Source organism: Dehalococcoidia bacterium (assembly GCA_025054935.1).
GTDB lineage: Bacteria > Chloroflexota > Dehalococcoidia > SpSt-223 > SpSt-223 > JANWZD01.
In genome coordinates this window covers 285,633-310,120 of sequence record JANWZD010000002.1, presented here as the reverse complement: position 1 = coordinate 310,120, position 24,488 = coordinate 285,633, and the positions used below count along the sequence as shown (strand labels likewise).

Here is a 24,488-nt window from a genome sequence, read left to right as displayed (position 1 = left end):
TCGCATTCCACCCCCGAAAAGCCTACCATTACCGTGCCTCCCCGTTGAGCGATGCTTGGCCGCCCGGTATACTCCTCGGCGTCAGCGCCGCGTGATGGGCCGGCTCTGACATGGAGAGTTGTGCTGCGAGCTGCGCTCCGACGCCTGCGGTTTCGATCCCCCCTTGTTTTCTTTGCGCTTGTCCCCACCACTGCGGTAGCGCTGCTCGTCGGCGCGCCGCCGACGCCGCTCGCCACCGGCTGGTTCGTCGAGCAGCTGACGGCGCTTGGAGGCCCCGCCGAAACCCGCGACCTCGAGGCCGAGCGGCTGCTGAACGAGGGGATCGCGCTCCAGCGCGAGGGCCGCTACGCCGCTGCGATTGAGCGGTATCGCGCCGTTCTCGAACGGCCCGAGAGCGAGCCGGCCAGCCGGACCGCGCGCTTCCTTCTGGGCGAAGCGCTCTACCTCGACGACCGCGATGCCGAGGCAATCGCCGCTCTCGACACCTTCGTCGAGCGCTACCCCGACGACCCGCGCCGGCTCGCTGCAACGGGCATCCGCGCGAAGGCGCACCAGATCCTCGGCAACCATCAAGAGGCAATCCGCCTCTTCCGCGAATATCGCGAATCGCCCACCGCTCTCGACGGCTATCTCGCGCTCGAGATCGGGAAATCGCTGGCGGCGCTTGGGCGTCACGCCGAGGCGATCGTCGAACTGAACCTCGCCGCAAGCGCCGGGCTCGCTCGCCTTGCGACGATCGACGCGCTCGAGAAGCTGGCCGACTCCTATGCCAAGCTCGGTGACCACGCGAGTGTCGCGCTGACGTGGCAACGGGTCGCCCCCCTCGCTCAGACCGATGCGTACAAGGCGGAAGTGCGCTACCGCCACGCTGGCGCCCTCGTCCGCATCGGACGGACAAGCGATGCCGCAGCTCTGTATCTCGAAGTGATGCAGGCGTTCCCCCATACCGGCTGGGCGGCGGCGGCGCTGCGGGAGGGAGCGCGGCTGGGAGTCGACCCGGGACCGTACCTGCGCGGGCTGATCCTCTACCACGCCGACCGAGAGTCGGAGGCGGTTGCCGCCCTGACCGACTTTCTCGCCCGCGAGCCCGCCTCGCCGAACGCCGCCGACGCCCTGCTTCACCGCGGGCTCGCCTACCGCTATTTGGGAGCGCCCGACCGCGCCGCCGCCGACTTCGACCGCGCCGCTACGGCCTACCCAGGACAGCGCAGCGCCGACGAAGCGCTCTTCCAAGCCGGCCTAATGTATGAGGCGATCGGCCGCAGCCAGGCGGCGGTGCCGTTCTACCGCCGCCTGATCGAGGGGATCCCCGGCAGCAGCCGCCGCGACGAGGCGCGGCTCCGGCTCGCGCTTGTCCACATCGAACTGAACGACCTCGCGGCAGCGGAAGCCCTGCTGACCGACGCGGCGCGCGCGGCCCGTCCCGAGATCGCAGCCGCAGCGCAGCTCTGGCTGGGCAAGCTGGCGGCAGCGCGAGGAGACCGCGCCGCCGCGGAGAGCGCGTGGCGTGCCGCGGAGCAGGCTGCCCCGGTCGACCTGCCGGGACTGCGCGCGCGGGCACTTCGGCTCGGGGAGAGCGTGCCGAGCGCGGCAGCGCCGCCCGGCGCAGCATTCGCGACGGACACCCCGAACGACCTCCTCGAGCTCGACCGCTGGGTCAGCGCGCTCGCCGGCATCACAGTCACGGTCGAGATGCGGCGCCCCGGACCGGCGCTGCTCGCCGAGCCCGCCTTCCAGCGCGGCGAGGAGCTGCTGCGCGCCGGCTTCTACCGTGAAGCGACCGAAGAGTTCCGCGACCTTGCCGCTGACCTGCGCCGCGACCCGCTCGCGCTCTATCAGCTCGCGCTTTGGCTTGAGGAGCGCGACCTCGCCCGCGCCACCGCCTTCGCCGGCGAGCAGCTTGTTGCCCTCTCACCCGCCAAATCGCTTGCCGGCGTGCCGCGGAAGCTGCTCCGGCTTGTCCTGCCCACCCCCTACCGGTCGCTGGTCGAGGAGTCAGCGCGCCGCCACGGCGTTGACCCCGCGCTGCTCTTGGCGCTCATCCGCCAGGAGAGCGTCTACGACCGCTACGCCCGCTCCGTCGCCGGCGCTCGCGGGCTGACCCAGGTGATGCCTGCCACCGGCGAGGGGATCGCCCGTGCGCTCGGCCGCGCCGACTTCACGGTGGCCGACCTCTATCGGCCAGAGACCTCGATCGAGTTCGGGGCCTACTATTTCGGCGAGCAGCTCCGCCGCTTTGCCGGCAACGCCTACTTCGCGATGGGGGCCTACAACGCTGGTCCCGGCGTGATCCCCCGCTGGACAAACGGCAATCTCGCTTTCGACCCCGATCTCTTCGTCGAGCGCATTCCCTATCGCGAGACCTCGAGCTATGTCCGGCTCGTCGGCCGCTACTACTATCTCTACCGCCTCGCCTACCGCGACTAGCGCGGGCGAGCGCTGATCGTCGCTGAGTCTTTCTCCAGCTTGCGCTCGAACAGCTGTCTGCAGCCCGAGGCGCAGAAGCGCAGGCCTTCCCGCGAGAGACACGCGTCGCGGCAGCCGTCTTCGGGTCGACGTCCCTGCTGAAGACGGAGCCCTCTCCATGTGGCCTCCTTTGAGCTCACGGCGCTGCCGGTCCGGCGTATCTCGGCTTGCCGAGGACGCCATGGCTTGCCGACCGCGCCGCGTGTGCTGGCGGGCATGCGAGGCAATCCGCCGCAGCAGGTCTGTGACCGTCAGCACGCCGAATTTGGCTTCACCGCACACGGGCGAGCCGGTCGTCGGTCAACGGCCGGGGATCAGGCAGCGAGGCGGCGCCCACCCAAGGGACGGCCGCTGCGGGACCTGCGCCGGGCGCGGCTGTCCCCGTCCAGTTGGCTGGGGCGCCGCCTCGGGCCCGCCCCCCACGGCGTGGGTATGCTCCGTAGGGAAGCGCGGTAGCCGAGAGGCAGCGGCAAGCTGACGGAGGCGCCAGCTGCCCGCAGCCTTGGGCTCGGTCTAAAGCGCGAGGGCACTCCGTTCGATTCGCCGCGCCGAGGTCGAGAACGACGGCCTCCATCTCAGCAAGTGAGCGCTGGACCTTGGTCATGGCCAGCCTCCCGGCTGAATGCCGGCCTCCCGCTGCAGCCACCGAATGTAGCGCGTGATCGCTGCCACCTCGTCCGCCGACACGCCCGGGATCGGCGGCATCGGTCCGAAATTGAAGTGGTGCGGAACCACGCCGCGCTGAACCGCCGCGAGGAATGCCGCATCGGAGTGATGGTTCGGCAGATAGATTGGGGAGAGGAGCGGCGGCCCCTTCGAGGTCCCAAGGGCCTTCTCACCGTGGCAGGCAGCGCAGTGCTGGGCGAACAGCCGCTCGCCCTCGAGAAGCTCCGCCGGAACCGGCCGCGCCACCGCGGTCTGGACAGCCGGCGGCGCCGGAACGCCCGCTCCCGTTCCGGTGAAACAGCCCGCCGCCGCGAGAGCGACAAGCGCTGCCCCGACAGCCGAAGCGAGCGCGCGCATCACCGGCGGGGCGGCACGATCTCGATGTCCTGCACCATCCCATACTCGGCGTGAAGCGGCACGGTACACTCGGCGTGGAACTCGCCGTGCCCACGGACGCGGAAGGTCCAGACGACCGTCTGGCCGCCGCGCGCGCCGACGTGGGCGTTCGGGATGCCCTCGAGATCCCAGTCATGGAACTGAGTGTCGCGATTGATGAACACGATTCGGACGAGCTGACCTTCCTCGGCCTCGAGGCGCAGCGTGCTCGGCACAAACGCGTACGGCGCTGCTGGGTCGTCGGTGCGGATCGCCTCGACGACGATCTCGATCGCTGCCGCCTCGGCGCTCTTGGCGGCGAGGAAGCCGCCCGCGGCGAGCACAAGCGCGCCTACGGCCACCGCTGCCAGATAGCCGTAGTCGCGGACACGGCTGAGCAGCGACGGATGGCGGAGCTCCTCCGCGCGCGCCGGCGGCCGGAAGGTGCGCAGCCGCAGTGAATTGGTGACAACGGAGACGCTCGAGAGCGCCATCGCCGCCGCCGCCAGCGCCGGGTTGAGCAGCGCTCCGGTGAACGGGAAGAGGACGCCGGCCGCCACCGGAATGAGCACGATGTTGTAGGCAAACGCCCAAAACAGATTACTCTTGATGATGCCGATCGTCTTGCGGCTGAGGGCAATCGCCGTCACCACGCTCCGGAGGTCGCCGCCGACGAGGGTGATATCGCTCGCCTCAATGGCGACGTCCGTCCCCGTGCCGATCGCGATGCCGAGGTCGGCCTGGGCGAGCGCCGGCGCGTCGTTGATCCCGTCGCCGACCATCGCCACCACCTTGCCCGCGGCCTGCAGTTCGGCGACCTTCGCCGCCTTCTGCTCCGGCAAGACCTCGCTCATCACCTGGGCAATGCCGAGCTGCGCAGCGACAGCCGTGGCCGTCAGCCGGTTATCGCCCGTCAGCATCCAGACGTCGAGCCCGAGCGCCTTGAGCGCAGCGACCGCCTCCGGCGCCTCCGGCTTGATGGTGTCGGCGACGGCGATGACGCCGGCGGCTGTGCCGTCGACAGCGAGATAGACGGGCGTTTTGCCCGCCTCGGCGAGCGCCGTCCAAGCGCGTTCGAGGTCGCCGAGCGGAACGCCGTGTTCGGCCATCAGGGCAGCGTTGCCGAGCAGCACGGGCCGCCCCGCGACGGTCGCCTTCACGCCGCGGCCAGAGAGCGCCTCGAAGTCGTCGACGTCAGCGAGGAGATCGAGGTCGGCTGCCCGCGCGCGGTCGACAATCGCCTGCGCCAGCGGATGCTCGCTGCCCATCTCGGCGACCGCGGCGAGACGGAGCACCTCCTCCGCGCTGCGGCCGGCCGCCGGCACGATATCGGTCACCGTCGGCTTGCCGCGGGTGAGCGTGCCGGTCTTGTCAAGGACGATCGCGGTGACTTTGTGGGCCGTCTCGAGCGCTTCGCCGCCGCGGATCAGCACGCCGTGCTCCGCCCCCTTGCCGGTGCCGACCATGATCGCCGTCGGCGTCGCCAGCCCCATCGCGCAGGGGCAGGCGATGATCAGCACCGAGACCGTCGCCACCAACGCGAGCGTGAAGCTCGGGTAGGGGCCGACAAAGTACCAGACAGCGAAGACGATCGCGGCGACGACCAGCACCACTGGCACGAAGGAGCTGACGAACGCGTCCGCGAGGCGCTGGATCGGCGCTTTCGAGCCTTGCGCCTGCTCGACCAGCTTGACGATCTGGGCGAGTGTCGTGTCGCTGCCGACCTTCGTCGCTCGAAACACGAACGCGCCGGTCGTATTCAGCGTTGCGCCGATAACGGTGTCGCCGACGTTCTTCTCGACGGGGATGCTCTCACCGGTCAGCATCGACTCGTCGACCGAGCTGCGTCCCTCGACAACAACGCCGTCTACGGGCACCTTCTCGCCGGGGCGAACGCGAATCAGGTCGCCGACGCGCACCTCGGCGATCGGAACAGCAACCTCTTCGCCATCGCGAATGACGCGGGCTGTCTTCGCCTGCAGTCCGAGCAGCCGCTTGATCGCGCCGGCGGTCTGGCCCTTGGCGCGCGTTTCGAGGTACTTCCCGAGCGTAATCAGCGAGATGATCATCACGGCGCTGTCGAAGTAGACCTCGGCCATGATCCCGGCCTTGTGGATGACATCAGTGAAGAAGGTGACGAAGACGCTGTAGGCCCACGCCGCCAGCGTGCCGATCGTCACGAGCGTGTTCATGTTCACTTCGCGGTGGCGCGCCGCCCGGAAGGCACTGACGTAGAAGCGCCAGCCAGCCCAGAACATCGCCGGTGTGGCGATGACGAGCTGGAAAAGAAAGGTGTCTTCCATTGACCAGCGCCACCACGGCAAGTAGAACCACTGCGGGCCGAACATCATCGCCATCAGCAGGAGCGCAACCACGAATGAGACAGCGAACTGGACGAACATCAGCCGCAGCTCGCGCTGGCGGCGGTGCGTCTCCTCATCGATCGTCTCGCCAGCCGTCTCGGGCGACCGCTCGACCGGTTCGGCCGCGACCCCGTAGCCTGCCTGCTCGACCGCGGCAACAAGCGCCGAGCGAGTGACGCGCGCCGGGTCAAAGCGGACAGTCGCCCTCTCCGTTGCCAGATTGACCGTCGCTGCCGAGACGCCCGCCACCTGCCGCAGCGCCTTCTCGACGCGGCGGACGCAGGCGGCGCAGGTCATACCGGTGATGGGCAGGGTGATCTCCGCTGTCTCGTCGCGCACGCGATAGCCGGCGCGCTCGACTGCCGCCTTGAGGTCCTCACGGGAGACCTGCGAGGGGTCGTAAACGACAGTCGCCTGCTCCGTCGCAAGATTGATGCTCGCGGCCGAGACCCCCTTGACCGTGCTGAGCGACTTCTCGATGCGCCGGGCGCAGGCAGCGCAGGTCATGCCCGCAATCGCAAGGCGCGCCTCACGCGACGCGGCGGAAACGGGTGGATGCGACTGGACTGTCATTGGGTCCTCATTTCGCGTTCAGGGCAAACAGTTCGATCAATTCGTTGACAACCTGCTCGCTGCGCCCTTCTTCGATGCCGGAGACAACGCAGGTCTGGAGATGGTTGGCCAGCAGCTGCGCCTCCATCTTCTCGATGGCGCGGCGGATAGCGTAGGTCTGCTTCAGGATGTCGATACAGTAGGCATCGTTCTCCACCATCCGGCGCACGGCCGCAAGATGCCCTTCAATGGTCGCCAGCCGACGGATGATGTTGGTCTTGGTCTCTGGCTTCATTTTCTCTTTCCCCCATCCCACCCCGGAGGGATATCCAAGCATAACGCTCAAAAATCGGCATTTCAACCCCCTCCCCAGGGGGATATTCTCTTTTCTTTCCCGCGCGGCCGGTGTATAGTTGGAACGCGAGGGACGGCTGACAGGGCCGGCCTAGGAGGAACGCAAACGCCATGTCAACAGTTGTGCTCTCGGTTCCTGACATCTCCTGTGAGCACTGCGAGCGCGCCATTACCCAAGCTCTCACTGCCCAGCCGGGCATCGAGCTGGTTAAGGTGGATATCCCCGCCAAGACGGTGCTGCTGCGCTACGACGAATCGAAGGTGTCGCTCGACCGCATCCGCGACGTGCTTGCCGAGGAGGAGTATCCCGTCGCGTCGGTCACCCCCGCTTAGCGCTCCCCAGCAAAACCCCGGGCGGACAGCGCGGGGGGAAAGTTCAGGCGCGGCTCGCCGACGGCCGTTTCGCGCGGCGCACGGCGACCTGCGGGCCAGGCCGATCAAGACTGCTGCTGCTCTCGCGCTCAGCAAGAGCGGTGGTAGAACCAGCAGAGGGACCGCTGCCGGCGAGCCGGGCGCGGCTGAACTGCCTCGGCCAGTCGGAGAAGGAATGGCGTCTGGCGCGTCCTCCACGCGCTTGGTCGCAGCGACCACCCACTCGTTTCCGCAACCCTCAGGGGCCGAGCGCGGGTCCCATCGGCCCAGCGACGTCTTCCGCCGGTCGCCGGTGTAGAGGCCGCGGCCGCGCAGTGCTTGGCGGGCGCCCATGCTCGACCTCGTCCCGCTGCTTCCTCAGCGCGCTAGGCGCGTGTCCCGCAGTGGCAGCGGGAGCAGCGCGGAGACGCCGCTCTCCCGCCTGCTTCGGGACCGCGCTTGGCCAGGTGGCAGCGGCTGCGTCGCCCTCCGATATGCCGCACGAGAACAGTCCGCGTAGACTTGTAAGGAAGGAGGGGCAATGCGGCACGTCTTCGTCTGCACCACGGGCTACAGCTGCCATTGGCCGAAGGTAACCGCGGAGCATCGCAGTCACGGCGCACACCTCACGCCTGAAGAAGAGCGCGAGCGGATGAAGGAGCAGCCGGAGCACGCCAACGGCCATATCGGGCGGCACTGCGGCGAGATTGGGGGCGGCGAGCTGTACGAGCGATTTAAGGCCGCGCTCGCGGCGCGCGGTCGGCGCGACATCCTGCTCTCCCCGAATGCCTGCATCGCCCAGCACATTGCTGGGCCTGTCGTCATGGTCTACCCCGACGGCATCTGGTACGGCCGCGTCACCCTTGACGATGTGGATGAAATCATCGACCGCCACCTGATCGGCGGCCAGCCAGTGGAGCGCCTGATCTGGCGTGAGGTCGCCGCCGCGGAGCCAGCCGGTGTCTGACCGCATCCTGCGAGCGCTGCGCTACCACATCCTCGCCTGCGACGAGGCGGGCGACTTCTGCGGCTGCGAAAGGGCGGGCGCGGCGGCGCTCCGCAAGGCGCTGCGGCAGGAGATCGCGCGGCGCGGGCTAGCGCGCGCGGTCAAGACGACCATCATGACCTGCAATCAGCCCGGCGTGCGCGGCCCGGTGCTCGTCGTCTACCCGGACGGGATCTGGTATGAGGGGCTGACCGTGGACGACGTGCCGCGCTTTGTGGAAGAGCAGCTCATCGCCGGCCGCCCGCTCGAGGAGAAACTCCTCAAACGGCCCCTCGTAACGGGGCACTCCGCGTACTGACCGCGTCGCGCCGCATGACGGGCAGTGGGAGCTCGCGGGCATTCGCGCGCTCCTCTCCGGAGCGGGGACATTTCGGAGCGCCCTTTCTGTCATCCCGCTGGTCTCCCGCAGCACGCGAGGGGTCGGTGAAGGCTTTCCGCTCCACCCGGCGGGCGCCGGCGCGCTTCATCAGGGAGCGGCCGGGCAGACAGCTCCGCTCACGCGAGCCCGCGGCGCTGCAGCAGCTTCAGGAAGTACGTCCAGCTCGTTTCATTCGGCTGGGTATATTCGTGGGGCGCATCTTGGTACTCGGGATGATGGGCGGCGATGTACTCTTTGATAAAGTCAGGCAATTGCGCGTAGCCCCCTTCCAGCTTCTTGCCGCGGCAGTGGTACACCACCATGCCCGGCCGGTCCGCCATCTCCATCCACGGCAGCCACGGGCCTAGGCGCGTCCAAGAGCATTGCGACGGCACTGAGAGCAGCGACTCATCCTCGAGGTCATGTCGCTTCATATAGAACTGAAACAGTTCGGCCGCTTGATACTCGTCGCTGGCGGAGTATTGGGGGAACTTCGAGCGCGGAAGCGGCGACGGGTAGTGGAGAAAGATATCGGTGTTCATGTAGACATCATCGCCCATCTCTGTGACGGGGATGTGCCAGCGGCCGCGTGGGCCCTCCAGCTGCAGATGCTGGTTGACAGGGTCGTTCAAGACGTGAACGACCTCCACTTCCTTGCCGGTCCAGGGGTTTGTCCAGCGGTCGAGGATCGCGCCGGTTGTCGGGTCCTTGTAGAAGACCGCTTCCCGCGTCAGGAGGTAGTAGCCTCCCGGGGCAGCGGTGACGCGACCGATATTAAACCCCTCAAATCCGAAGAGATGCCTGCTGCGCTCGCCGGGAATGAAGCTATAGACGTTGCCCGCGAACCAGTAGGTCACCACCTCAGGGCCGAGCGTTCCTCGAGCCCGAACGAAGGCGCGCAGATTGGTCTCGGGGTCGTTCAGGTCTAGGCGTCCCATCAAGCCCTCCCCATCGCCGATACCTGTTGCCGTCGCGATCGTAGCGCTCGCCGTCAAGCCCGGCGAGTGCACTGCTCCGAGCAGCTTGACTACAATTGCTTGGCCGAGACTGAGCGGAGGTCTATGAGTAGCGACCCACGAGGGTGGGGAGAGTATCCCGTCCTTCCTCTGAAGAATGTCGTCGTCTTCCCCCGGACAATCGTCAACCTGACGATCGGGCGGCCGAAGTCGCTCGCCGCTCTCGACGATGCGATCACGCGCTGCGGGGGACGTTTCGTTGTTACCGCGCAGCGCAACGCTGAGATCGAAGACCCGGAAGCGGACGACCTCTTCAAGGTGGGCACCTTGGTTGACCTGGTCAAGGTGAACCGGCTGCCTGACGGGACAGCGCAGATCGTCGTCGAGGGGGTCCGCCGCGTCAGCCTCTACCGCATTGTCACCTCGTCGTCCGCCATCCAAGCGCGCTGCCATGACCTCCAGGAGCAGGGAGATCCTTCTGCTGCCTCGCTGATGCGGCATGTCGCCGAGGAGTTTGAGCGCTATGCCAAGCTGACCCGGAGCATCGCGAGCGACGTGGTCGAGCAAGTCCAGCGCGCAGAGAGCGCTGGGCGGATGGCCGACCTGCTGATTGTCCACCTGCCTGTTGACCTCGCGACACGGCAAACCATCCTCGAACTGCTGCATCACAAACAGCGGCTCGAGGCAGCTGCAGTCGCTCTCGCCACCCAGATCGAGCTGGCGCAGCTCGACCACGAAATCCGCAACCGCGTCCGTCAGCAGATGGACCGCAACCAGCGCGAGTATTACCTGAAAGAGCAGCTCAAGGCGATCCACGAGGAGCTGGGGAGCGACCTCGCTTCAGAAGTAGCCGAGTTCGCACGCCGCCTCGAGGAGAAAGGCCTGCCGGAGCTGGTGCTGCAGCGGATGCAGCGCGAACTGCACCGTCTCGAGCGGATGACCTCGTCGTCCCCGGAGGCGAATGTCATTCGCACCTACCTTGACTTCGTTCTCGCGCTGCCGTGGCGCGAGCGAACCGACGACCGGATCGATGTGGATGAAGCGCGCCGCATCCTCGACGAGGATCACTACGGTCTTGAGGCGGTGAAAGAGCGGATTGTCGAGTTCCTCGCTGTCCGCCAGCTGCTTCAGCGGAGCGGCGGCGCGATGCGCGGCGCGATTCTCTGCTTCGCGGGGCCGCCGGGCGTCGGCAAGACCAGCCTCGGCCGCTCGATCGCCCGCTCGATGAACCGTAAATTCGTCCGCATCTCGCTCGGCGGCGTCCGCGACGAAGCCGAGATCCGAGGACATCGCCGCACCTATGTCGGAGCACTGCCGGGGCGCATCCTGCAAGCGATGCGCACCGCAGGCGTCGTCAACCCGGTCCTGCTGCTCGACGAAGTCGATAAGATGACCTCCGACTTCCGGGGAGACCCTGCGGCGGCGCTTCTCGAAGTGCTCGATCCGGAGCAGAACAACCAGTTCACCGACCATTACCTCGAAGTGCCGTACGACCTCTCGCAGGTGATGTTCATCACGACGGCGAATGTCCTCGCCAACATCCCGCGGCCCCTACGCGACCGGATGGAAGTGATCGAGATCCACGGCTATACCGAGGACGAGAAAGTCCAGATCGGCCGGCGCTTCCTTACCCCTAAGCAGGTGCGGCTTCATGGGCTGACGCCTCGCCAGGTGGTCATCCCCGAGAAGACTGTCGCCGCGATTGTGCGAGGCTACACTCGCGAGGCAGGGGTGCGCGAACTGGAGCGGTCGATTGCCGCGATCTGCCGAAAAGTGGCGACGCGGGTCGTGAAGCAGCCCGAAACGCGGGTGCGGATCACGACGACGAACCTCGCCGACTATCTTGGCCCGCCGAAATATCTCCGCGCGCGCCATCTCGCGGAGAGCCAGGTCGGGGTCGCCACTGGCCTCGCCTACACGGAGGTCGGAGGCGAGGTGCTCCCCGTCGAAGTGGCGACGATGCCCGGCAAGGGCGAACTGACCATCACCGGGCGGCTCGGGGAGGTAATGCAGGAGTCGGCGCGCGCTGCGCTCTCCTACGCCCGCTCGCGCGCCGATCTCCTTCGGATCGACCGCGCCTTCCAAGAGAAGCTCGACCTGCACATCCACATTCCCGAAGGGGCAACGCCGAAGGATGGCCCCTCAGCAGGCATCACGATGGCAACAGCGCTGATCTCTGCCCTCACCGGGCGCGCGGTCCGCAATGACGTCGCGATGACGGGCGAAATCACTCTCCGCGGACGCGTGCTGCCGATCGGCGGCTTGAAGGAGAAAGCGCTCGCCGCCCACCGCGCCGGTATCCGCCGGATCCTCATCCCCGCCGACAACCAGCGCGATCTTCACGAAATCCCGAAGCGGGTCCGCGACGAACTCGAGATTGTCCTCGTCGAGACAATGGACGACGTGCTGCGCCATGCGCTCGTCGATCCGCCGCCGCTCACCCCCCCGGTGGTCGTCGCGCCGCCGGAGCTGTCGCCTCCTCCCTCCCTCGACCTGCCGCTCGACCCGGCCGTCTCGGTGTAGCGCGTTGCTCCTCCAACATTTCAGCATCTGTTAAAATGAGGAGTGTTTGCCCACACTGTCGTGGAAGGAGGCAGAGGTGGTTCTCGAACTGAAGACCGGTGAGCCCCAACCAATCCCGATTACGCGCGAGAACATCTTCCAAGAGACCACGCCATTTGAGCGCTGGCTGTTCCAAGTGGCGCGCGAAGACCCGGTCCGAGCGCGCCGGCTGCTTGAGGAGTGGGTGGAGACGCTGCCGGCGTATGACGGGCCCGAAGACGGCTCGGACGTGGTTCCCCCCGGCTCCCCTGCCCCCATCCGCATCCCTGAGTATTGGTGGACGCCTGTTCACTTCCAGCCGGGCGGCTTTGCCAACCCGAAGATCGTCCGCCTCTCCTATATCTCGCGCGAGCAGTACACGTTCACGCGCGAGGAGGTGATCCGCGAGCAGCTGGCGAAGCTGTATGCAGGGAGGTCGCCGCGGCGGATCTTGGACGCGGGGACGGGCACCGGCACCAGCGCCTTCGTCTTTGCAGAGCTGTTCCCCGAGGCCGAGGTGATCGGGATCGACCTCTCCGCGCCCTATATCCGCTTTGCTCGGGAGTGGGCCGCGCGGCGCGGGCTGAAGAACGTGAAGTTCTACCAGCAGAACGCTCAAGAGACGGTCTTCGAGAGCGAGTCGTTTGACGCCGTTCACTTCGCCTACGTGCTGCACGAGATGTACGCTGAGGACGCCCGGAAAATCCTGCGCGAACTGTATCGCCTGACAAAGCCGGGCGGGATGCTGAGCATGTTCGATGGGGTCTACCCCGACACTGAGGAAGGACGCGAGGCGAAGCGGCTGCATGCGAAGACTGTCGGCGCTGAGCCGTTCCTCGGGGAATATATGGACCTCAACGTCGAGAAGGCAATCGCCGATGTCGGCTTCGTCGACGTGACGCGTCACCTCACCGTCCCCGATGGAATGGTGGTCTCCGCGCGCAAACCGGCGTAAGCGGCTGGATCTCTCCCTCCGCTCTCTGTCACTGTAGAGACGGAGGGAGAGGGTGAACCGCACAGAGGACCCATTTCGCGCCTTCCGCGCCCAATTTCCAGCGCTGGAGCAGACGGTCTACCTCAACACTGCGAGCGCCGCCCCCGGCGCGAGGCCGGTGGCCGACGCGCTCCGGCACGCCCTCGCAGAGTGGGAAGCAGGAACCTTCTCGTCGCGCGCCTGGGACGCGGCCGGACTGAGCACGCGCGAACTGTTCGCCCAGCTGATCAATGCGCCGGCATCGGCGGTCGCTCTCATCGGCTCGGCCTCGGAGGGGGCGGCGACAGTCGCCGCGTCGCTCGCCCCCGGCCGGGTGGTGGTTGGCGAACGCGAATTTCGCAGCAACCTCTTTCCTTGGCTGGCGCTCGCCGAGCGCGGTTTCGAGATCGCAACGGTGCCGGCGACCAACGGGGTGGTGCCGACCGACGCGCTTCTTGCGGCGATCGACCACCGTACTGTGCTCGTCGCTGTGAGCGCCGTCCAGTTCGCGAACGGCTACCGCGTTTGGCTTGAGCCGGTCGCAGAGCGAGCGCGCGAGGTCGGCGCGTTCTTCTTCGTCGACGCGACGCAAGCAGTCGGCGCGCTTGCGTTCGACGTCGCGGCGCTTCGGCCGGATGCGCTCGTCGCCCACGGCTACAAGTGGCTGCTCTCACCCCGCGGAGCGTGCTGGCTCTATGTTGCGCCGGAGCGTCTCGCGGCGCTGCGCCCCCTTGCGCCGAGCTGGCGCACTGCCGTCGACCCCTACGCGCAGCTGTCCGGCGGACCCTACGCGCTTCCCGCCGACGCCCGCAAGCTCGATCTCTCCCCAGCGTGGTTCTCGTTCCTCGGGGCGAAAGCGGCACTCGAGTTGTTGCTGCGCCTTCCTGCCTCCGCTATCGAGGCGCGCTGTCTCGCGCTGGCTGCCCAGTTCCGTGCCGGTGCCGCCCAGCTCGGGCTTGTCCTTGCGCCGACCGAAGCGCCGAGCCACCTCGTCGGCATCCTCGCCGCGAACCCCGAGGCGCTGCGTGACGCCCTAGCGCGCCAAGGCATTCAAACCGGCGCGCGGGGCCGCTATCTCCGGCTCGGCTTTCACGCCTTCAACGACGAAACCGATGTCGAGCGCGCCCTCGACGCCCTCCGCCGGGCAACGCGCTAGCGGGGCAGCTCCTTGACGACATGCGTGCGGACGAGCAGTTCGTTGAGGCGGCCGACGATATGATGGTCGGCGATGCGGTAATAGACCTGCTTCCCCTCTCGACGGTCCCGAACGAGATTGGCCGCTCGCAAGACGCGGAGATGATGCGAGATGGCCGAGATCGACTCCTCCGCGCCGACCGCCCGCGCTAGCTGGCTCACGTTCAGCTCCCCTCGAGAAAGCAGATGGAGAAGCGCGATCCGCGTCGGGTCACCGAGCGCCTTGAAGATGTCAGCGAGACGGCGGGTCTGCTCGTTGTCGCGCAGCGCGCGCCCGTCGATCCCAAAGTGCTCCGCCACCGGCTCTTCCGTTCTCCCCTCAGCAGCTGAGAAAGCGCCGCGCGCCCCGATAGCCGTCGCTCCCTGCCTGCTGTGCTCACTTCGTCTCATCTCGGAGGAAGCCTATCAGCTTCTCGCTGCAGGGTGACACCCCTCCTCACAGCGCGGCGCCGAGATCCTCCCTTGGTTTCCCGGAGCGTCGGCGCTGCCTCAGGGCGCGCCCGCTCGCCCGGCAGAACCCTCCGCGCCAAGAATCTCTCACGCTTGGCGTAGCCCAGGGGCGGGCACAATCGGCAGATTGTCGATCAGTCGGACCGCGCCAAGCCGGACCGCGCCAAGCGCGCGCGCCGGGCGGTCGAGGGTCGCGAGCGGCTCTAAGGTGTCGGGGTCGACGATAACAAGATAGTCCACCACAAGCCCCGCGCCCTCCGCCACCTCACGCATCCGCCGCTCGATCACCGCCACCTCACGCTCGCCTGCCGCTGCCAGAGCAGCCGCTTCAAACAAGGCACGAGAGAGCGCAAGCGCGCGGTGCCGCTCTTCCGGAGCAAGATAGCTGTTGCGCGAGGAGAGCGCGAGCCCGTCAGCATCGCGCACGGTTTCGCACGCGACAATCTCGACGGGCAAGGCGAGGTCAGCAACAAGCCGTCGCACCACCTGCAGTTGCTGATAGTCCTTTTCGCCAAAATAGGCGCGGTCGGCACGGCTCAGATTGAGCAGGCGCGTGACAACTGTCGCGACCCCCCGGAAATGGCCCGGCCGGTATTCTCCCTCCCACCGTCGGCTCGGCCCCTCGACGAGCACCGTCGTCGCGAAGCCCGGAGGATACATCTCCTCGACGGGAGGCGTGAAGGCGATATCGACCCCGACGCTTGCGCAGAGCGCGAGGTCGCGCTCGATCGGCCGCGGATAGCGGTCGAAATCTTCATGGGGGAGGAATTGGGTTGGGTTGACAAAGATCGTCACCACGACCGTCGCGTTCTCCGCCCGAGCGCGGCGGGCAAGGGTGAGATGTCCCTCGTGCAGCGCACCCATCGTAGGGACGACGCCGATCGGCCGCGCCGCGTCCGCGAGAGCGGCAGCCAGGTCGGCGCAGCTTCGCGCAACGATCATCGCGCCGCCGCCTCGCGCGGGGCGAGCCCGAAGCTTTCCCGGTCGGTCGGGAAGAGCCGGCGCTGCACCTCGTCGACATAGCGTCGGGCGGCATCGCGGATCAGTTCTCCTACCGGCGCATACACCTTGGCATGACGGCGGGGGTGCTCCGGCTCGAGACCGAGCAAGTCGGTAATCACTTGGACTTGGCCGTCACAAAACGGCCCCGCGCCAATGCCGATCGTTGGAATGTCCAAGGCGGCAGTGACCGCCCGCGCGAGGTCTGCCGGAACATACTCGAGGACAATCGCGAACGCGCCCGCCTCCTGCAGGGCCTGCGCATCCGCCAGAATGCGCGCCGCGTCATCATCGCTTTTGCCTTGCACCTTATAGCCGCCCAGCTGATGCACCGATTGCGGGGTAAGCCCGAGATGGCCCATCACCGGGATGCCAGCTTGGACGAGGCGGGCAACGGTGGGCGCAATCCACCGGCCGCCCTCCACCTTGACCGCGCCGGCGCCGCCCTCGGCGAGCAGCCGCCCCGCGTTCTTCATCGCCTCGCCCGGGTCAGCCTGATAGGTCATGAACGGCATGTCGCCGATGATAAGCGCCCGTCTCGCGCCGCGGACCACTGCCCGCAGATGGTAGATCACATCCTCCAAAGTGACCGGCAGCGTCGAGTCGTAGCCGAGGACAGCCATCCCCAGGCTGTCGCCCACCAGCAGCGCCGGCACGCCCGCCTCGTCGAGCAGCTTGGCGGTGGGGTAGTCGTACGCAGTCAGCATGGCGATCGGCTCGCCCCGGGCTTTCATCGCGCGCAAGTCATGGATCGTCAGCCGCTGCATGATCACCCTCCTCTTCCGACCGCGGTAGTCGCGAGCGTGTCGTCCTCGAGGCGCGCTTTGAGTGCTGCCGCCCGATCGTCTGCAAGACCGCGCTCGATCGCCAACTCGAGCGCGGCAAGGCCGAGCCGGCGGTACAGCGTGAGCAGATCCGGGCGGTGGCGCTCCAAGGCCGCAAGGTGACGCTCAACCGTCGCAAGGTCGCCGCGGGCGACCGGACCGGTCAGGGCGGCCGGCACGCCCATCTCCGCGAGGTTGGCCGCCGTACCGGCAAGCAGCGGCGCCAAGGCAGCAACTGCCTCTGACCGTCTGATGCCGAGGACCGTCCACAGGTCGGCCGCAAGCGCAACCAACGCTACCGCGTAATTCGAGACGATCGTGGCGCCAAGGTGATAGAGCGCTCGCCCCTCCGAGGGAATGGCGAGCGGCACGCCGCCCACCGCTTCCGTCAGCGCGATCAGCCGGCTTTCGAGCGGAGGCGGGGCATCGATCGCAAACCGCGCGCCGCGGAGGGAGACCCCAGGCCGCGCCAGGCTCTGGAGGGGATGCCAGACCCCGGCAATCGCGCCGGCGCGGGTCGCGGGAGCGAGAATATCGCGCCCGAAGGCACCCGCGCAGTGGACAACGAACTGCCCCGGCCGCCACGCGATCTGCGCCGCAACAGCGTCGAGAGCATCGTCGGGGACAGTCAGCAGCACCAGCTCCGCTTGGGTGGGCGGCCCAGCAGCACACCCGGCCAGCTGGCGAGCGAGCGCTTCTGCGGAGGAGGTCGAGCGGCTGGAGACCGAGACGATAGGCACTCCAGCCGCCGCAAGCGCATGGGCGAGGGCGTGAGCAGTGCGGCCTGCGCCGACAAAAGCGACGGTCGGCCATTGTCGCCGTCTCGGTCGTCGCCGATCCAAGCGGCCTCCTTGGAAGGATTCGCACGCAGGCTGCGGTCCGGACACCGGTACCGTGCCGGTGCTAGGAGCGTATCGCGTGGTGTCCCGCCTGTCAATGCGCGCGGTCGACGCCTCTCCCGGCGGGGCGACCGACCCCGATGCCGCGCCGCTGTCGCGGCGGGCGCTCTTCTGCCGCGCACGAGAGCGGAATACGTGCGGTCGCAGACAGCCGGCGCTACGCTTGAGGGGCACAGCGATCCGTTGAGCAGTCCGGCTGCACGGAGCAGTCTGAAAGTCCCGCGGAAACAGCTAGAGGCGGACGGTGGTGTCTGCTAGAGTGCTGCAGCGAGGGAGCGAGGTGAGCGTCGAGCATCAGCCCGTGCTCCTGCAGGAGGCGATCGACCTGTTGAATGTCCGACCGGGCGGCCGCTATCTCGATGGAACCGCCGGCGCTGGCGGCCACAGCGAGGCGATCCTCCGCGCCAGCGCGCCGGACGGCCGTCTCCTCGCCTTGGATGTCGACCCCAACGCAGTCGAGCGCGTTCGGGCGCGCCTCGCGTCCTATGGGGAACGGGCAATCGTAGAACGGGCGAACTTCGCTGCCCTGCGCGAGCGCGCCGCGCACCACGGGTTGCTGCCCTTGCACGGCATCCTGCTCGACCTTGGGGTCTCCTCCCTGCAGCTTGCGGACCCCGCAATGGGACTGTCGTTCCAACGCGATGACCCGCTCGACATGCGGCTTGACCCGACGCTCGAGACAACGGCGGCCGACCTCGTCAACGGGTTGGGGGAGCGTGAACTCGCCGACCTCCTTTGGCGCTACGGCGAAGAGCCCGCCTCGCGCCGTATCGCCCGCGCGATCGTCCGGCACCGTCCGATTGCAACGACCGGGCAGCTGGCGGCAGTGGTTGCGCAGGCAGCAGGCCGGCCCCGGGGGCGCATTCACCCGGCGACGCGGGTGTTCCAAGCACTGCGGATCGCCGTCAACGACGAGCTCGGCATGCTCGAACGCGCGCTTGAGGCAGCGATCGAGGCGCTCGCGCCGTCGGGACGGCTTGTTGTCATCAGCTTTCACTCCCTTGAAGATCGGCTAGTGAAGTGCCGGTTTGCTGAAGAAGCGAAGGGCTGTCGCTGCCCGCCCCGCACTCCGCAGTGTCTGTGCCGTCAGCAGCCGCGCCTGCGCCTTCTCACCCGGCGACCGGTGACGCCGAGCGCGACGGAAGTCGCGCACAATCCCCGTGCTAGAAGCGCGAAGCTGCGTGCCGTGGAGCGCTTGGAGGCGGCATGAGTTCGCTGCTCGGCGCGCTTCGGCCGCACCACGCGGAGCGGCTGCGGCTCAACCGGTTACCGGGCCTCCTGATGATGGCGGCCGCGCTCGTTTCGATCGTGAGTGTCCTCTTGCTGATCCAGACCAGCGGCGTCGCCTCAGTGGGCTATGACATCCAGCGTCTCGAGGAGATCCGCGACCACTGGCGGCAGAGCAACTGGCAGCTGGAGCAGGAGATCGCGAGCCTCAAGTCCCTTGACCGGATTGAACGGGAGGCGCGGACGACGCTGAAGATGCAGCCGGCCGAGAAGCCGATCTTCGTCGCGGTCGATGTGAAGCCGCTCTCAAAAGATCTCGCCGCGTGGTCGCCGGCGCCAGCCCCGACGCCAACGGTCCGAGTTCAGCGGCCGGAGGGGATCCAAGGATTCCTCGCTTGGCTGGCCGCGCTCAGCCAAGGGGAGCTTGCCCCACGATGAACGGGCTCTCTCTCGGGCGCCTCATGACGGTCGGCGGGGTGTTCGCGGTCCTCACCCTTATTTTGACAGCGCGGATCGGGTACCTCCAGTTGGTCGAGCACGAGCGCTACCGCGCCATGGCCAATGCCGAGCACTGGGGCGTGATGAAGCTCGAGCCGCATCGCGGCGCGATCCGCGACCGCCACGGCAACCTTCTTGCCGCTAGCGTGACGAATTGGCGTGTGCTCGCCGACCCATCGAAGGTAAAGCCGGAGCAGATCGGCCGGATCGCCAATACGCTTGCGCCGCTGGTCAACCAGTCTGCCGACAAGCTGGTTGCCGCCCTCACTGCCCCGCCGCTCCCTGCCGACCCCGCAGACCGGCAGGATCAGACTAGGAAGCTTCCTCCCCGGAAAGTCGTGCTCGCCGAGGGGGTCCCGTATTCAACCGGGCCGAAGATCGAGGCGCTCGGCTTCAGCGGGATCGAACTCGAGCGGCAGAGCGTTCGCGTCTACCCTGAGGGGAACCTTGCGGCACAGGTGATCGGGATTGTCGGGCGCGACCAGCGCGGGCTTGCCGGCGTCGAAGCCGACTATAACCGCTTTCTCGCCGGCGAAACCGGCCGCGTGCTCTACGAGCGAGATACGACCGGCGCCGAAATTCCGCTCGGCATGCGCGGCATGACGCAGGCGATCGACGGGTCCGACGTCGTTCTCACCCTCGACCGGTACATCCAGCGGCTGATTGAGCAGGAGGCAGACGCGGCAATGGCGCGGCACAAAGCCGAGGGGGTGACAATCATCGTCATGAACCCGCAAACAGGGGAAATCCTGGCGATGACGACGCGGCCGAGCTTCGACCTGACGAAACCGAACCTAAACGACCCCAAAATCCACGAACTCATCCGCAACCGGGCGATTACCGACATGTACGAGCCCGGTTCCGTGTTCAAAATCATCACCATGGCGATGGCGCTCGAGGAGAAGCTGGTCACCCCGACCACGACCTATGTCGATCGCGGATGGGTTCGCAAGTGGGACCGCGATATCGTCAACTGGGATGGCGCCGCGAACGGCACCACGACGATGACGCGGCTGCTGGTGAAAAGCGCCAATGTCGGCGCGGTGTGGCTTTCTGACCTGCTGGGGAGCGAGCGGTTCTACCGCTACGTCTATGACTTCGGGTTCGGCCGCCCGACCAACATCGACCTCAGCGGCGAGGCGTCCGGCCAGGCGCGGACGCAGAAAGACCCCGGTTGGTCGCCGTTCGACCTCGCGACAAACAGCTTCGGTCAGGGGATTAATGTCACGCCGATCCAGTTGATTACGGCGGTCAGCGCTATCGCGAATGGGGGGAAGCTGATGCAGCCCCACGTCGTGAAGCAGATCGTCGGCCCGAGCGGCACCCGGACCTTTGAGCCGGTCGTCGTGCGGCGGGTGATCTCAGAGGAGACATCCAAAACCCTCCGGACGATGATGGTCGACGTTGTCAACGAAGGCACCACCCGCGCGGTCATCCCCGGTTACCGGCTGGCCGGAAAGACCGGCACGACGCAGGTCGTCACCGGGCGCGCCTATTCCGATGACCAGACGATTGCCAGCTTTGTCGTCTTTCCAGCAGAGAACCCGCCGTTCGTCGTTCTCACCCGCGTCGACCGGCCGAAGGACAGCCAGTGGGGCGGGCAAGTGGCGGCCCCGATGGCGAGGACGATCGTCGAGCGGCTCCTCGCCTATTATCGGATCCCGCCGGACGACCCCAAGCTCGGAGGGCTCGGATGATCCCAGCGGGGAGGCAGCCTTCTTCCGGCACGTTCCCGCTCAGGCCCCCCGCTGGCCCCGAACGGCGCCGCGGCGGGCACAGCGTGCGCTTGGTCGGCGAGGGGATGTCCTGCTCACCCGTCGTCATGGATGATCGCTGCGATGCGCGCTGATCTCCCGCTCCACGAGGCGACCCTGCTCGAAGCAGAGCAGTTCGTGCCGGTCGGCGATGTTACGGCGCTCGTCATGGCCTACGCGCTGACGGTGGCGGCATTAGCATTCCTGATCGGGCTTGCGTGGGGCCGGCCGCTGATCCGGTTTTTAGTCCGCCACCGCATCGGCAAGCAGATCCGCCTCGAGGGGCCGAAGACGCACTCGGTCAAGGCCGGCACCCCCACCATGGGCGGCCTGCTGATCTTCATTACCGTCTTCATCGTGACAGTTCCGCTCAACCTCATCGGCCGACTCTCGATGCTGGTGCCGCTCGGCGTGCTCGTCGCTTCCGGCATCCTCGGAGCGATCGACGACCTGCTCAATTTGGCAGGAGGAGAGAAGACGGGGCTGACAGCGCGCTTCAAATTTGTCTGGCTGTTGCTGATTTCGGTGACGGCGGCCCTGATGCTTCACTTCGGGCTGCGGCTCGACAAGATCAACATCCCGTTTGTCGGCGGCTATTCGCTGGGGCTGCTCTATCTGCCGATAGCAGCCTTCGTGATCATGGGAACGAGCCACGCCGTCAACCTGACCGATGGGCTCGACGGGCTGGCGGGCGGCCTCGCAGCGCAATCGTTCGCTGCCTACGGGGTGATCGCGTACCTGCAGGGACAGTCCTACCTCGTCACGTTCTGCTTTACCGTTGCCGGAGCGATCTTGGCCTTTCTGTGGTTCAACGCTCATCCCGCCCAGGTGTTCATGGGGGATACCGGCTCGCTCGCGCTCGGCGGCACGCTTGGTGTTGTCGCTCTGATGACCGGGCAGTGGCTCCTGCTCCCGGTCGTTGGGCTGCCCTTCGTCGTCACCACCCTCTCGGTCATCTTCCAAGTCAGCTACTTCAAGCTGACGAAGGGCAAGCGGCTGTTCAGAATGGCGCCGCTCCACCATCACTTCGAACTGCTGGGGTGGCCGGAAACCCGAATCGTGACACGCTACTGGCTGGTTGGCATGCTGTGCGCAATGATCGGGATCGCTCTGGCGCTGACGGTGCCCTCATGACCGACCCGTATGCAGGCGCAACGGTGACCATCGTCGGCCTCGGCCGCGAAGGCGCCGCGCTGACCCGCTACCTCGCGAGCCTCGGCGCGCGCGTGACTGTCAGCGACCTGCGCCGTCCGGCTGCGCTCGGCGCCGCTCTCCGTCAGGTCGGCGACTTGCCCGTGCGGCTGGTCCTCGGCGCGAACCGGGTCGAAGATGCGCTGACGGCGGATGCCCTGTTTCTTTCGCCGGGGGTGCCCCTCACGACGCCGATGGTGGCCGCGGCGCGGGCTGCCGGCATCCCGCTCCGGTCGGAACCGCTGCTGGTGGTGGAGCGGTGCCCCGCTCCCATCATCGGGGTGACCGGCTCGAGCGGCAAGACCACGACGACGACCTTGATCGGGGAAATTCTGCGTCGGGGGCCGAAGCGGGTCTGGGTCGGCGGCAACATCGGCCTTCCGCTCATCAGCGCCCTGCCCGACATCGCGCCGGAAGACGTGGTCGTAATGGAACTGTCCAGCTTTCAGCTCGCAATCTTTGACCGCAGCCCCGCTGTCGCGGTGGTGACGGTGCTATCGCCCGACCATCTCGACCGACACGCCTCGCTCGAGGAGTACTACGAGGCGAAGCGAAACATTGTCCGCTACCAGCGCGCCGGCGACGTGGCGATCCTCAATCGTGACGACCCAAACGTCGTCCGGTTTGCCGAGGGGCTAGCAAGCGAGGTCCACTGGTTCTCGCTGGAGCAGCCCGTGGAACGGGGCGCCTTCCTTGCCGACGGCGCGCTGTGGCTCGCCGACGGCACGACGCGGAAGATTGTCGCGGCGGGGGAGCTGCGGCTGCCTGGTCGACATAATATCTCGAATGCGCTAGCCGCGGCAGCAGCCGCGCGTGCCGCCGGAGCGCCTGACGATGCCATCCGCGAGGCGCTGCGGGCCTTCAGCGGCGTGCCGCACCGGCTCGAACCGGTCGCCGAGCGCGGCGGTGTGCTGTTCGTCAATGACAGCATCGCGACCTCGCCGGCGCGCGCCGTGGCGGCGCTTCGCACGTTCGACCGCCCGATCATCTGGCTTGCCGGGGGACGCTCGAAGAACCTTCCCTTCGACGAACTGGTCGCCGTCGCTGCCCAGCGCGTGAAGCGCGCGATCGTGTTCGGCGAAATCGGTCCGGCGCTTTCCGCTCAGCTTGCCGCTGCTGGGCTCGCCGCGGTCGATGAGCGCGCCACGCTCGAGGAGGCGATGGAGCGAGCAGTCGCTGTCGCGCAGGCGGGCGATGTCGTGCTCCTCTCTCCCGCCTGCGCCAGCTTCGACCAGTTCCGCGACTACGAAGCGCGCGGCGACGCGTTCCGACAGCTCGTCTGGCGGCTGGCGAGGGAACGATGACCCGCCAGCGCGCCGATTACCTGCTGCTCGGCGTCGTTGCAATCTTAGTGATGGTCGGCCTGCAGGCGCTGTACTCGGCCTCCTTCGCTCTCGCGATGGCAGAGTACAACGACCCTACCTACTTCATCGCGCGCCAGCTGATCTTCGCAGTGCCGGGGGCGATCTTGATGGTGGTCTGCTGGCGCATTCCATTCACCTTCTGGAGACGGCTGGCGTTCCCGATCGCCTTGAGCGGCATCGCGGCGCTCCTCCTCGTCTTGATCCCGGGCGTGGGAGTGAATGTCTACGGCGCCCAACGCTGGATCCAGGTCGGACCGCTTCCCGCGGTGCAGCCGAGCGAGTTTGTCAAGCTGGCGCTGATCCTCTATCTCGCGGCCTGGCTGGCCGACCACCCTGAGCGGATCAAGCGCCTCGGCAGCGGCTTCATCCCCTTCGGCCTGATCGTCGGAGCGATGGTCGTCCCAATCCTGCTGCAGCCGGACCTCGGCACGACCGTCGTCATCGTGGCAACCGCGATTGTCCTGTTCTATCTCGCCGGCGCTCCGTCTACCTTCATGATCGCCATCTTCGGCGGGATCGCGGCCCTCACGCCGCTCCTGCTCGCCGCAAGCTACCGTAGCAGCCGCCTCGAAGCGTTCCTCGACCCCTGGAAAGACCCCCTTGGAAACGGCTTCCATATCATCCAGTCGCTGATCGCGATCGGCAGCGGCGGGCTGACCGGGCTCGGCTTCGGTTCGAGCCGGCAGAAATTTTTCTATGTCTTCGGTTCGCACTCGGACGCGATCTTCGCGATCATCGCTGAGGAACTCGGCTTCATCGGAACCGTCGTCGTGATCTCGCTCTTCGTCCTCTTCGGCATCCGCGGCTTCCGGACCGCCGCCCGCTGTCCCGACCGGTTTGGCGCCCTGCTTGCAGCCGGCATTACGACATGGCTCTGTCTGCAGGCCTTCATTAATATCGGCGGGATCACCCGCACCATTCCATTCACGGGGATCCCGCTGCCGTTTATCTCCTACGGCGGGTCAGCGCTGATGGCGACATTCTGCGCGGTCGGCATCCTTCTTAACATCTCGCGGACAGCGTCGCCACCCGAACCAGAAGAAGCGGCCGCGCTGCCGATGCCCGACGCGCCTCCCCCTCCCCGCGTGGCCGGACGCCCGCGCCATCCTGCTGTCGAGCGGTAGCGC

General features: G+C 67.2%; 20 protein-coding genes and 1 pseudogene. 13 read left to right on the top strand and 8 right to left on the bottom strand.

Annotation, left to right across the window (positions count from 1 at the left end):
- The first annotated feature begins 120 nt into the window (after positions 1-120).
- Positions 121-2,427 (top strand): tetratricopeptide repeat protein, encoded by a 2,307-nt coding sequence (locus NZ773_04210; GenBank protein ID MCS6801131.1) that lies wholly within the window; start codon positions 121-123, stop codon positions 2,425-2,427.
- A 639-nt stretch (positions 2,428-3,066) separates the two neighbouring features.
- On the opposite strand, the gene NZ773_04205 is transcribed toward NZ773_04210, so the two are convergent.
- From NZ773_04205 to NZ773_04195, 3 genes and pseudogenes are all read right to left on the bottom strand, one after another.
- A complete protein-coding gene (locus NZ773_04205) occupies positions 3,067-3,489 on the bottom strand; it encodes a cytochrome c (GenBank protein MCS6801130.1) in 423 nt (140 codons plus the stop codon).
- A gap of 452 nt (positions 3,490-3,941) precedes the next feature.
- Positions 3,942-6,443 (bottom strand): annotated as a pseudogene (locus tag NZ773_04200) (heavy metal translocating P-type ATPase).
- Positions 6,444-6,450: 7 nt separating this feature from the next.
- Positions 6,451-6,717, bottom strand: coding sequence for a metal-sensitive transcriptional regulator (locus NZ773_04195; GenBank protein ID MCS6801129.1), 267 nt, complete (start codon positions 6,715-6,717; stop codon positions 6,451-6,453).
- A gap of 170 nt (positions 6,718-6,887) precedes the next feature.
- Here NZ773_04195 and NZ773_04190 point away from each other — a divergent pair, with 170 nt between their 5' ends.
- The 3 genes from NZ773_04190 to NZ773_04180 all read left to right on the top strand — a co-directional run bounded on the left by NZ773_04190 (position 6,888) and on the right by NZ773_04180 (position 8,431).
- Positions 6,888-7,109, top strand: a complete 222-nt coding sequence (locus NZ773_04190) for a heavy-metal-associated domain-containing protein (GenBank protein ID MCS6801128.1) — start codon at positions 6,888-6,890, stop codon at positions 7,107-7,109.
- A 559-nt stretch (positions 7,110-7,668) separates the two neighbouring features.
- Positions 7,669-8,094, top strand: coding sequence for a (2Fe-2S) ferredoxin domain-containing protein (locus NZ773_04185; protein ID MCS6801127.1), 426 nt, complete (start codon positions 7,669-7,671; stop codon positions 8,092-8,094).
- Complete coding sequence (locus tag NZ773_04180) at positions 8,087-8,431, top strand: (2Fe-2S) ferredoxin domain-containing protein (protein MCS6801126.1); 345 nt, start codon at positions 8,087-8,089, stop codon at positions 8,429-8,431. The genes NZ773_04185 and NZ773_04180 overlap by 8 nt, the downstream gene beginning before the upstream one ends.
- 197 nt (positions 8,432-8,628) lie before the next feature.
- Here the strand turns inward: NZ773_04180 and NZ773_04175 are convergent, their stop codons facing one another.
- Entirely contained in the window at positions 8,629-9,429 is an 801-nt protein-coding gene (locus NZ773_04175; GenBank protein ID MCS6801125.1) for a DUF1838 domain-containing protein, read from the bottom strand.
- 123 nt (positions 9,430-9,552) lie between these two features.
- Between NZ773_04175 and lon the strand changes: the two genes are divergently transcribed.
- From lon to NZ773_04160, 3 genes are all read left to right on the top strand, one after another.
- Complete coding sequence (gene lon / locus NZ773_04170) at positions 9,553-11,970, top strand: endopeptidase La (GenBank protein ID MCS6801124.1); 2,418 nt, start codon at positions 9,553-9,555, stop codon at positions 11,968-11,970.
- Positions 11,971-12,046: 76 nt separating this feature from the next.
- Entirely contained in the window at positions 12,047-12,943 is an 897-nt protein-coding gene (locus tag NZ773_04165) for a class I SAM-dependent methyltransferase (protein ID MCS6801123.1), read from the top strand.
- A gap of 52 nt (positions 12,944-12,995) precedes the next feature.
- Positions 12,996-14,117, top strand: a complete 1,122-nt coding sequence (locus NZ773_04160) for an aminotransferase class V-fold PLP-dependent enzyme (GenBank protein ID MCS6801122.1) — start codon at positions 12,996-12,998, stop codon at positions 14,115-14,117.
- Here NZ773_04160 and NZ773_04155 read toward each other — a convergent pair.
- The 4 genes from NZ773_04155 to NZ773_04140 form a co-directional block, all read right to left on the bottom strand.
- Positions 14,114-14,455 (bottom strand): metalloregulator ArsR/SmtB family transcription factor, encoded by a 342-nt coding sequence (locus tag NZ773_04155; GenBank protein MCS6801121.1) that lies wholly within the window; start codon positions 14,453-14,455, stop codon positions 14,114-14,116. The two genes, NZ773_04160 and NZ773_04155, sit on opposite strands and share 4 nt — an antisense overlap.
- A 237-nt stretch (positions 14,456-14,692) precedes the next feature.
- A complete protein-coding gene (panC, locus tag NZ773_04150; protein MCS6801120.1) occupies positions 14,693-15,547 on the bottom strand; it encodes a pantoate--beta-alanine ligase in 855 nt (284 codons plus the stop codon).
- Positions 15,544-16,371, bottom strand: a complete 828-nt coding sequence (panB, locus tag NZ773_04145) for a 3-methyl-2-oxobutanoate hydroxymethyltransferase (protein MCS6801119.1) — start codon at positions 16,369-16,371, stop codon at positions 15,544-15,546. The genes panC and panB overlap by 4 nt, the downstream gene beginning before the upstream one ends.
- Positions 16,372-16,373: 2 nt before the next feature.
- Positions 16,374-17,270, bottom strand: a complete 897-nt coding sequence (locus tag NZ773_04140; GenBank protein MCS6801118.1) for a DUF2520 domain-containing protein — start codon at positions 17,268-17,270, stop codon at positions 16,374-16,376.
- Positions 17,271-17,607: 337 nt separating this feature from the next.
- On the opposite strand from NZ773_04140, the gene rsmH reads away from it, so the two are divergent.
- The 6 genes from rsmH to ftsW all read left to right on the top strand — a co-directional run bounded on the left by rsmH (position 17,608) and on the right by ftsW (position 24,485).
- Entirely contained in the window at positions 17,608-18,537 is a 930-nt protein-coding gene (gene rsmH / locus NZ773_04135; protein MCS6801117.1) for a 16S rRNA (cytosine(1402)-N(4))-methyltransferase RsmH, read from the top strand.
- Positions 18,534-18,992: a hypothetical protein gene (locus tag NZ773_04130; protein MCS6801116.1), complete on the top strand. Its 459-nt coding sequence runs from the start codon at positions 18,534-18,536 to the stop codon at positions 18,990-18,992. Before rsmH ends, NZ773_04130 begins: the two co-directional genes overlap by 4 nt.
- Positions 18,989-20,749, top strand: a complete 1,761-nt coding sequence (locus tag NZ773_04125; protein MCS6801115.1) for a penicillin-binding protein 2 — start codon at positions 18,989-18,991, stop codon at positions 20,747-20,749. The genes NZ773_04130 and NZ773_04125 overlap by 4 nt, the downstream gene beginning before the upstream one ends.
- A 141-nt stretch (positions 20,750-20,890) precedes the next feature.
- On the top strand, positions 20,891-21,940 hold the full coding sequence (gene mraY / locus NZ773_04120; protein ID MCS6801114.1) for a phospho-N-acetylmuramoyl-pentapeptide-transferase: 1,050 nt from the start codon (positions 20,891-20,893) through the stop codon (positions 21,938-21,940).
- Positions 21,937-23,301 carry a UDP-N-acetylmuramoyl-L-alanine--D-glutamate ligase gene (gene murD / locus NZ773_04115; GenBank protein MCS6801113.1) on the top strand — a complete coding sequence of 455 codons (1,365 nt, stop codon included), beginning with the start codon at positions 21,937-21,939 and terminating at the stop codon, positions 23,299-23,301. The genes mraY and murD overlap by 4 nt, the downstream gene beginning before the upstream one ends.
- Positions 23,298-24,485: a putative lipid II flippase FtsW gene (gene ftsW / locus NZ773_04110; GenBank protein ID MCS6801112.1), complete on the top strand. Its 1,188-nt coding sequence runs from the start codon at positions 23,298-23,300 to the stop codon at positions 24,483-24,485. The genes murD and ftsW overlap by 4 nt, the downstream gene beginning before the upstream one ends.
- Positions 24,486-24,488: the final 3 nt, after the last annotated feature.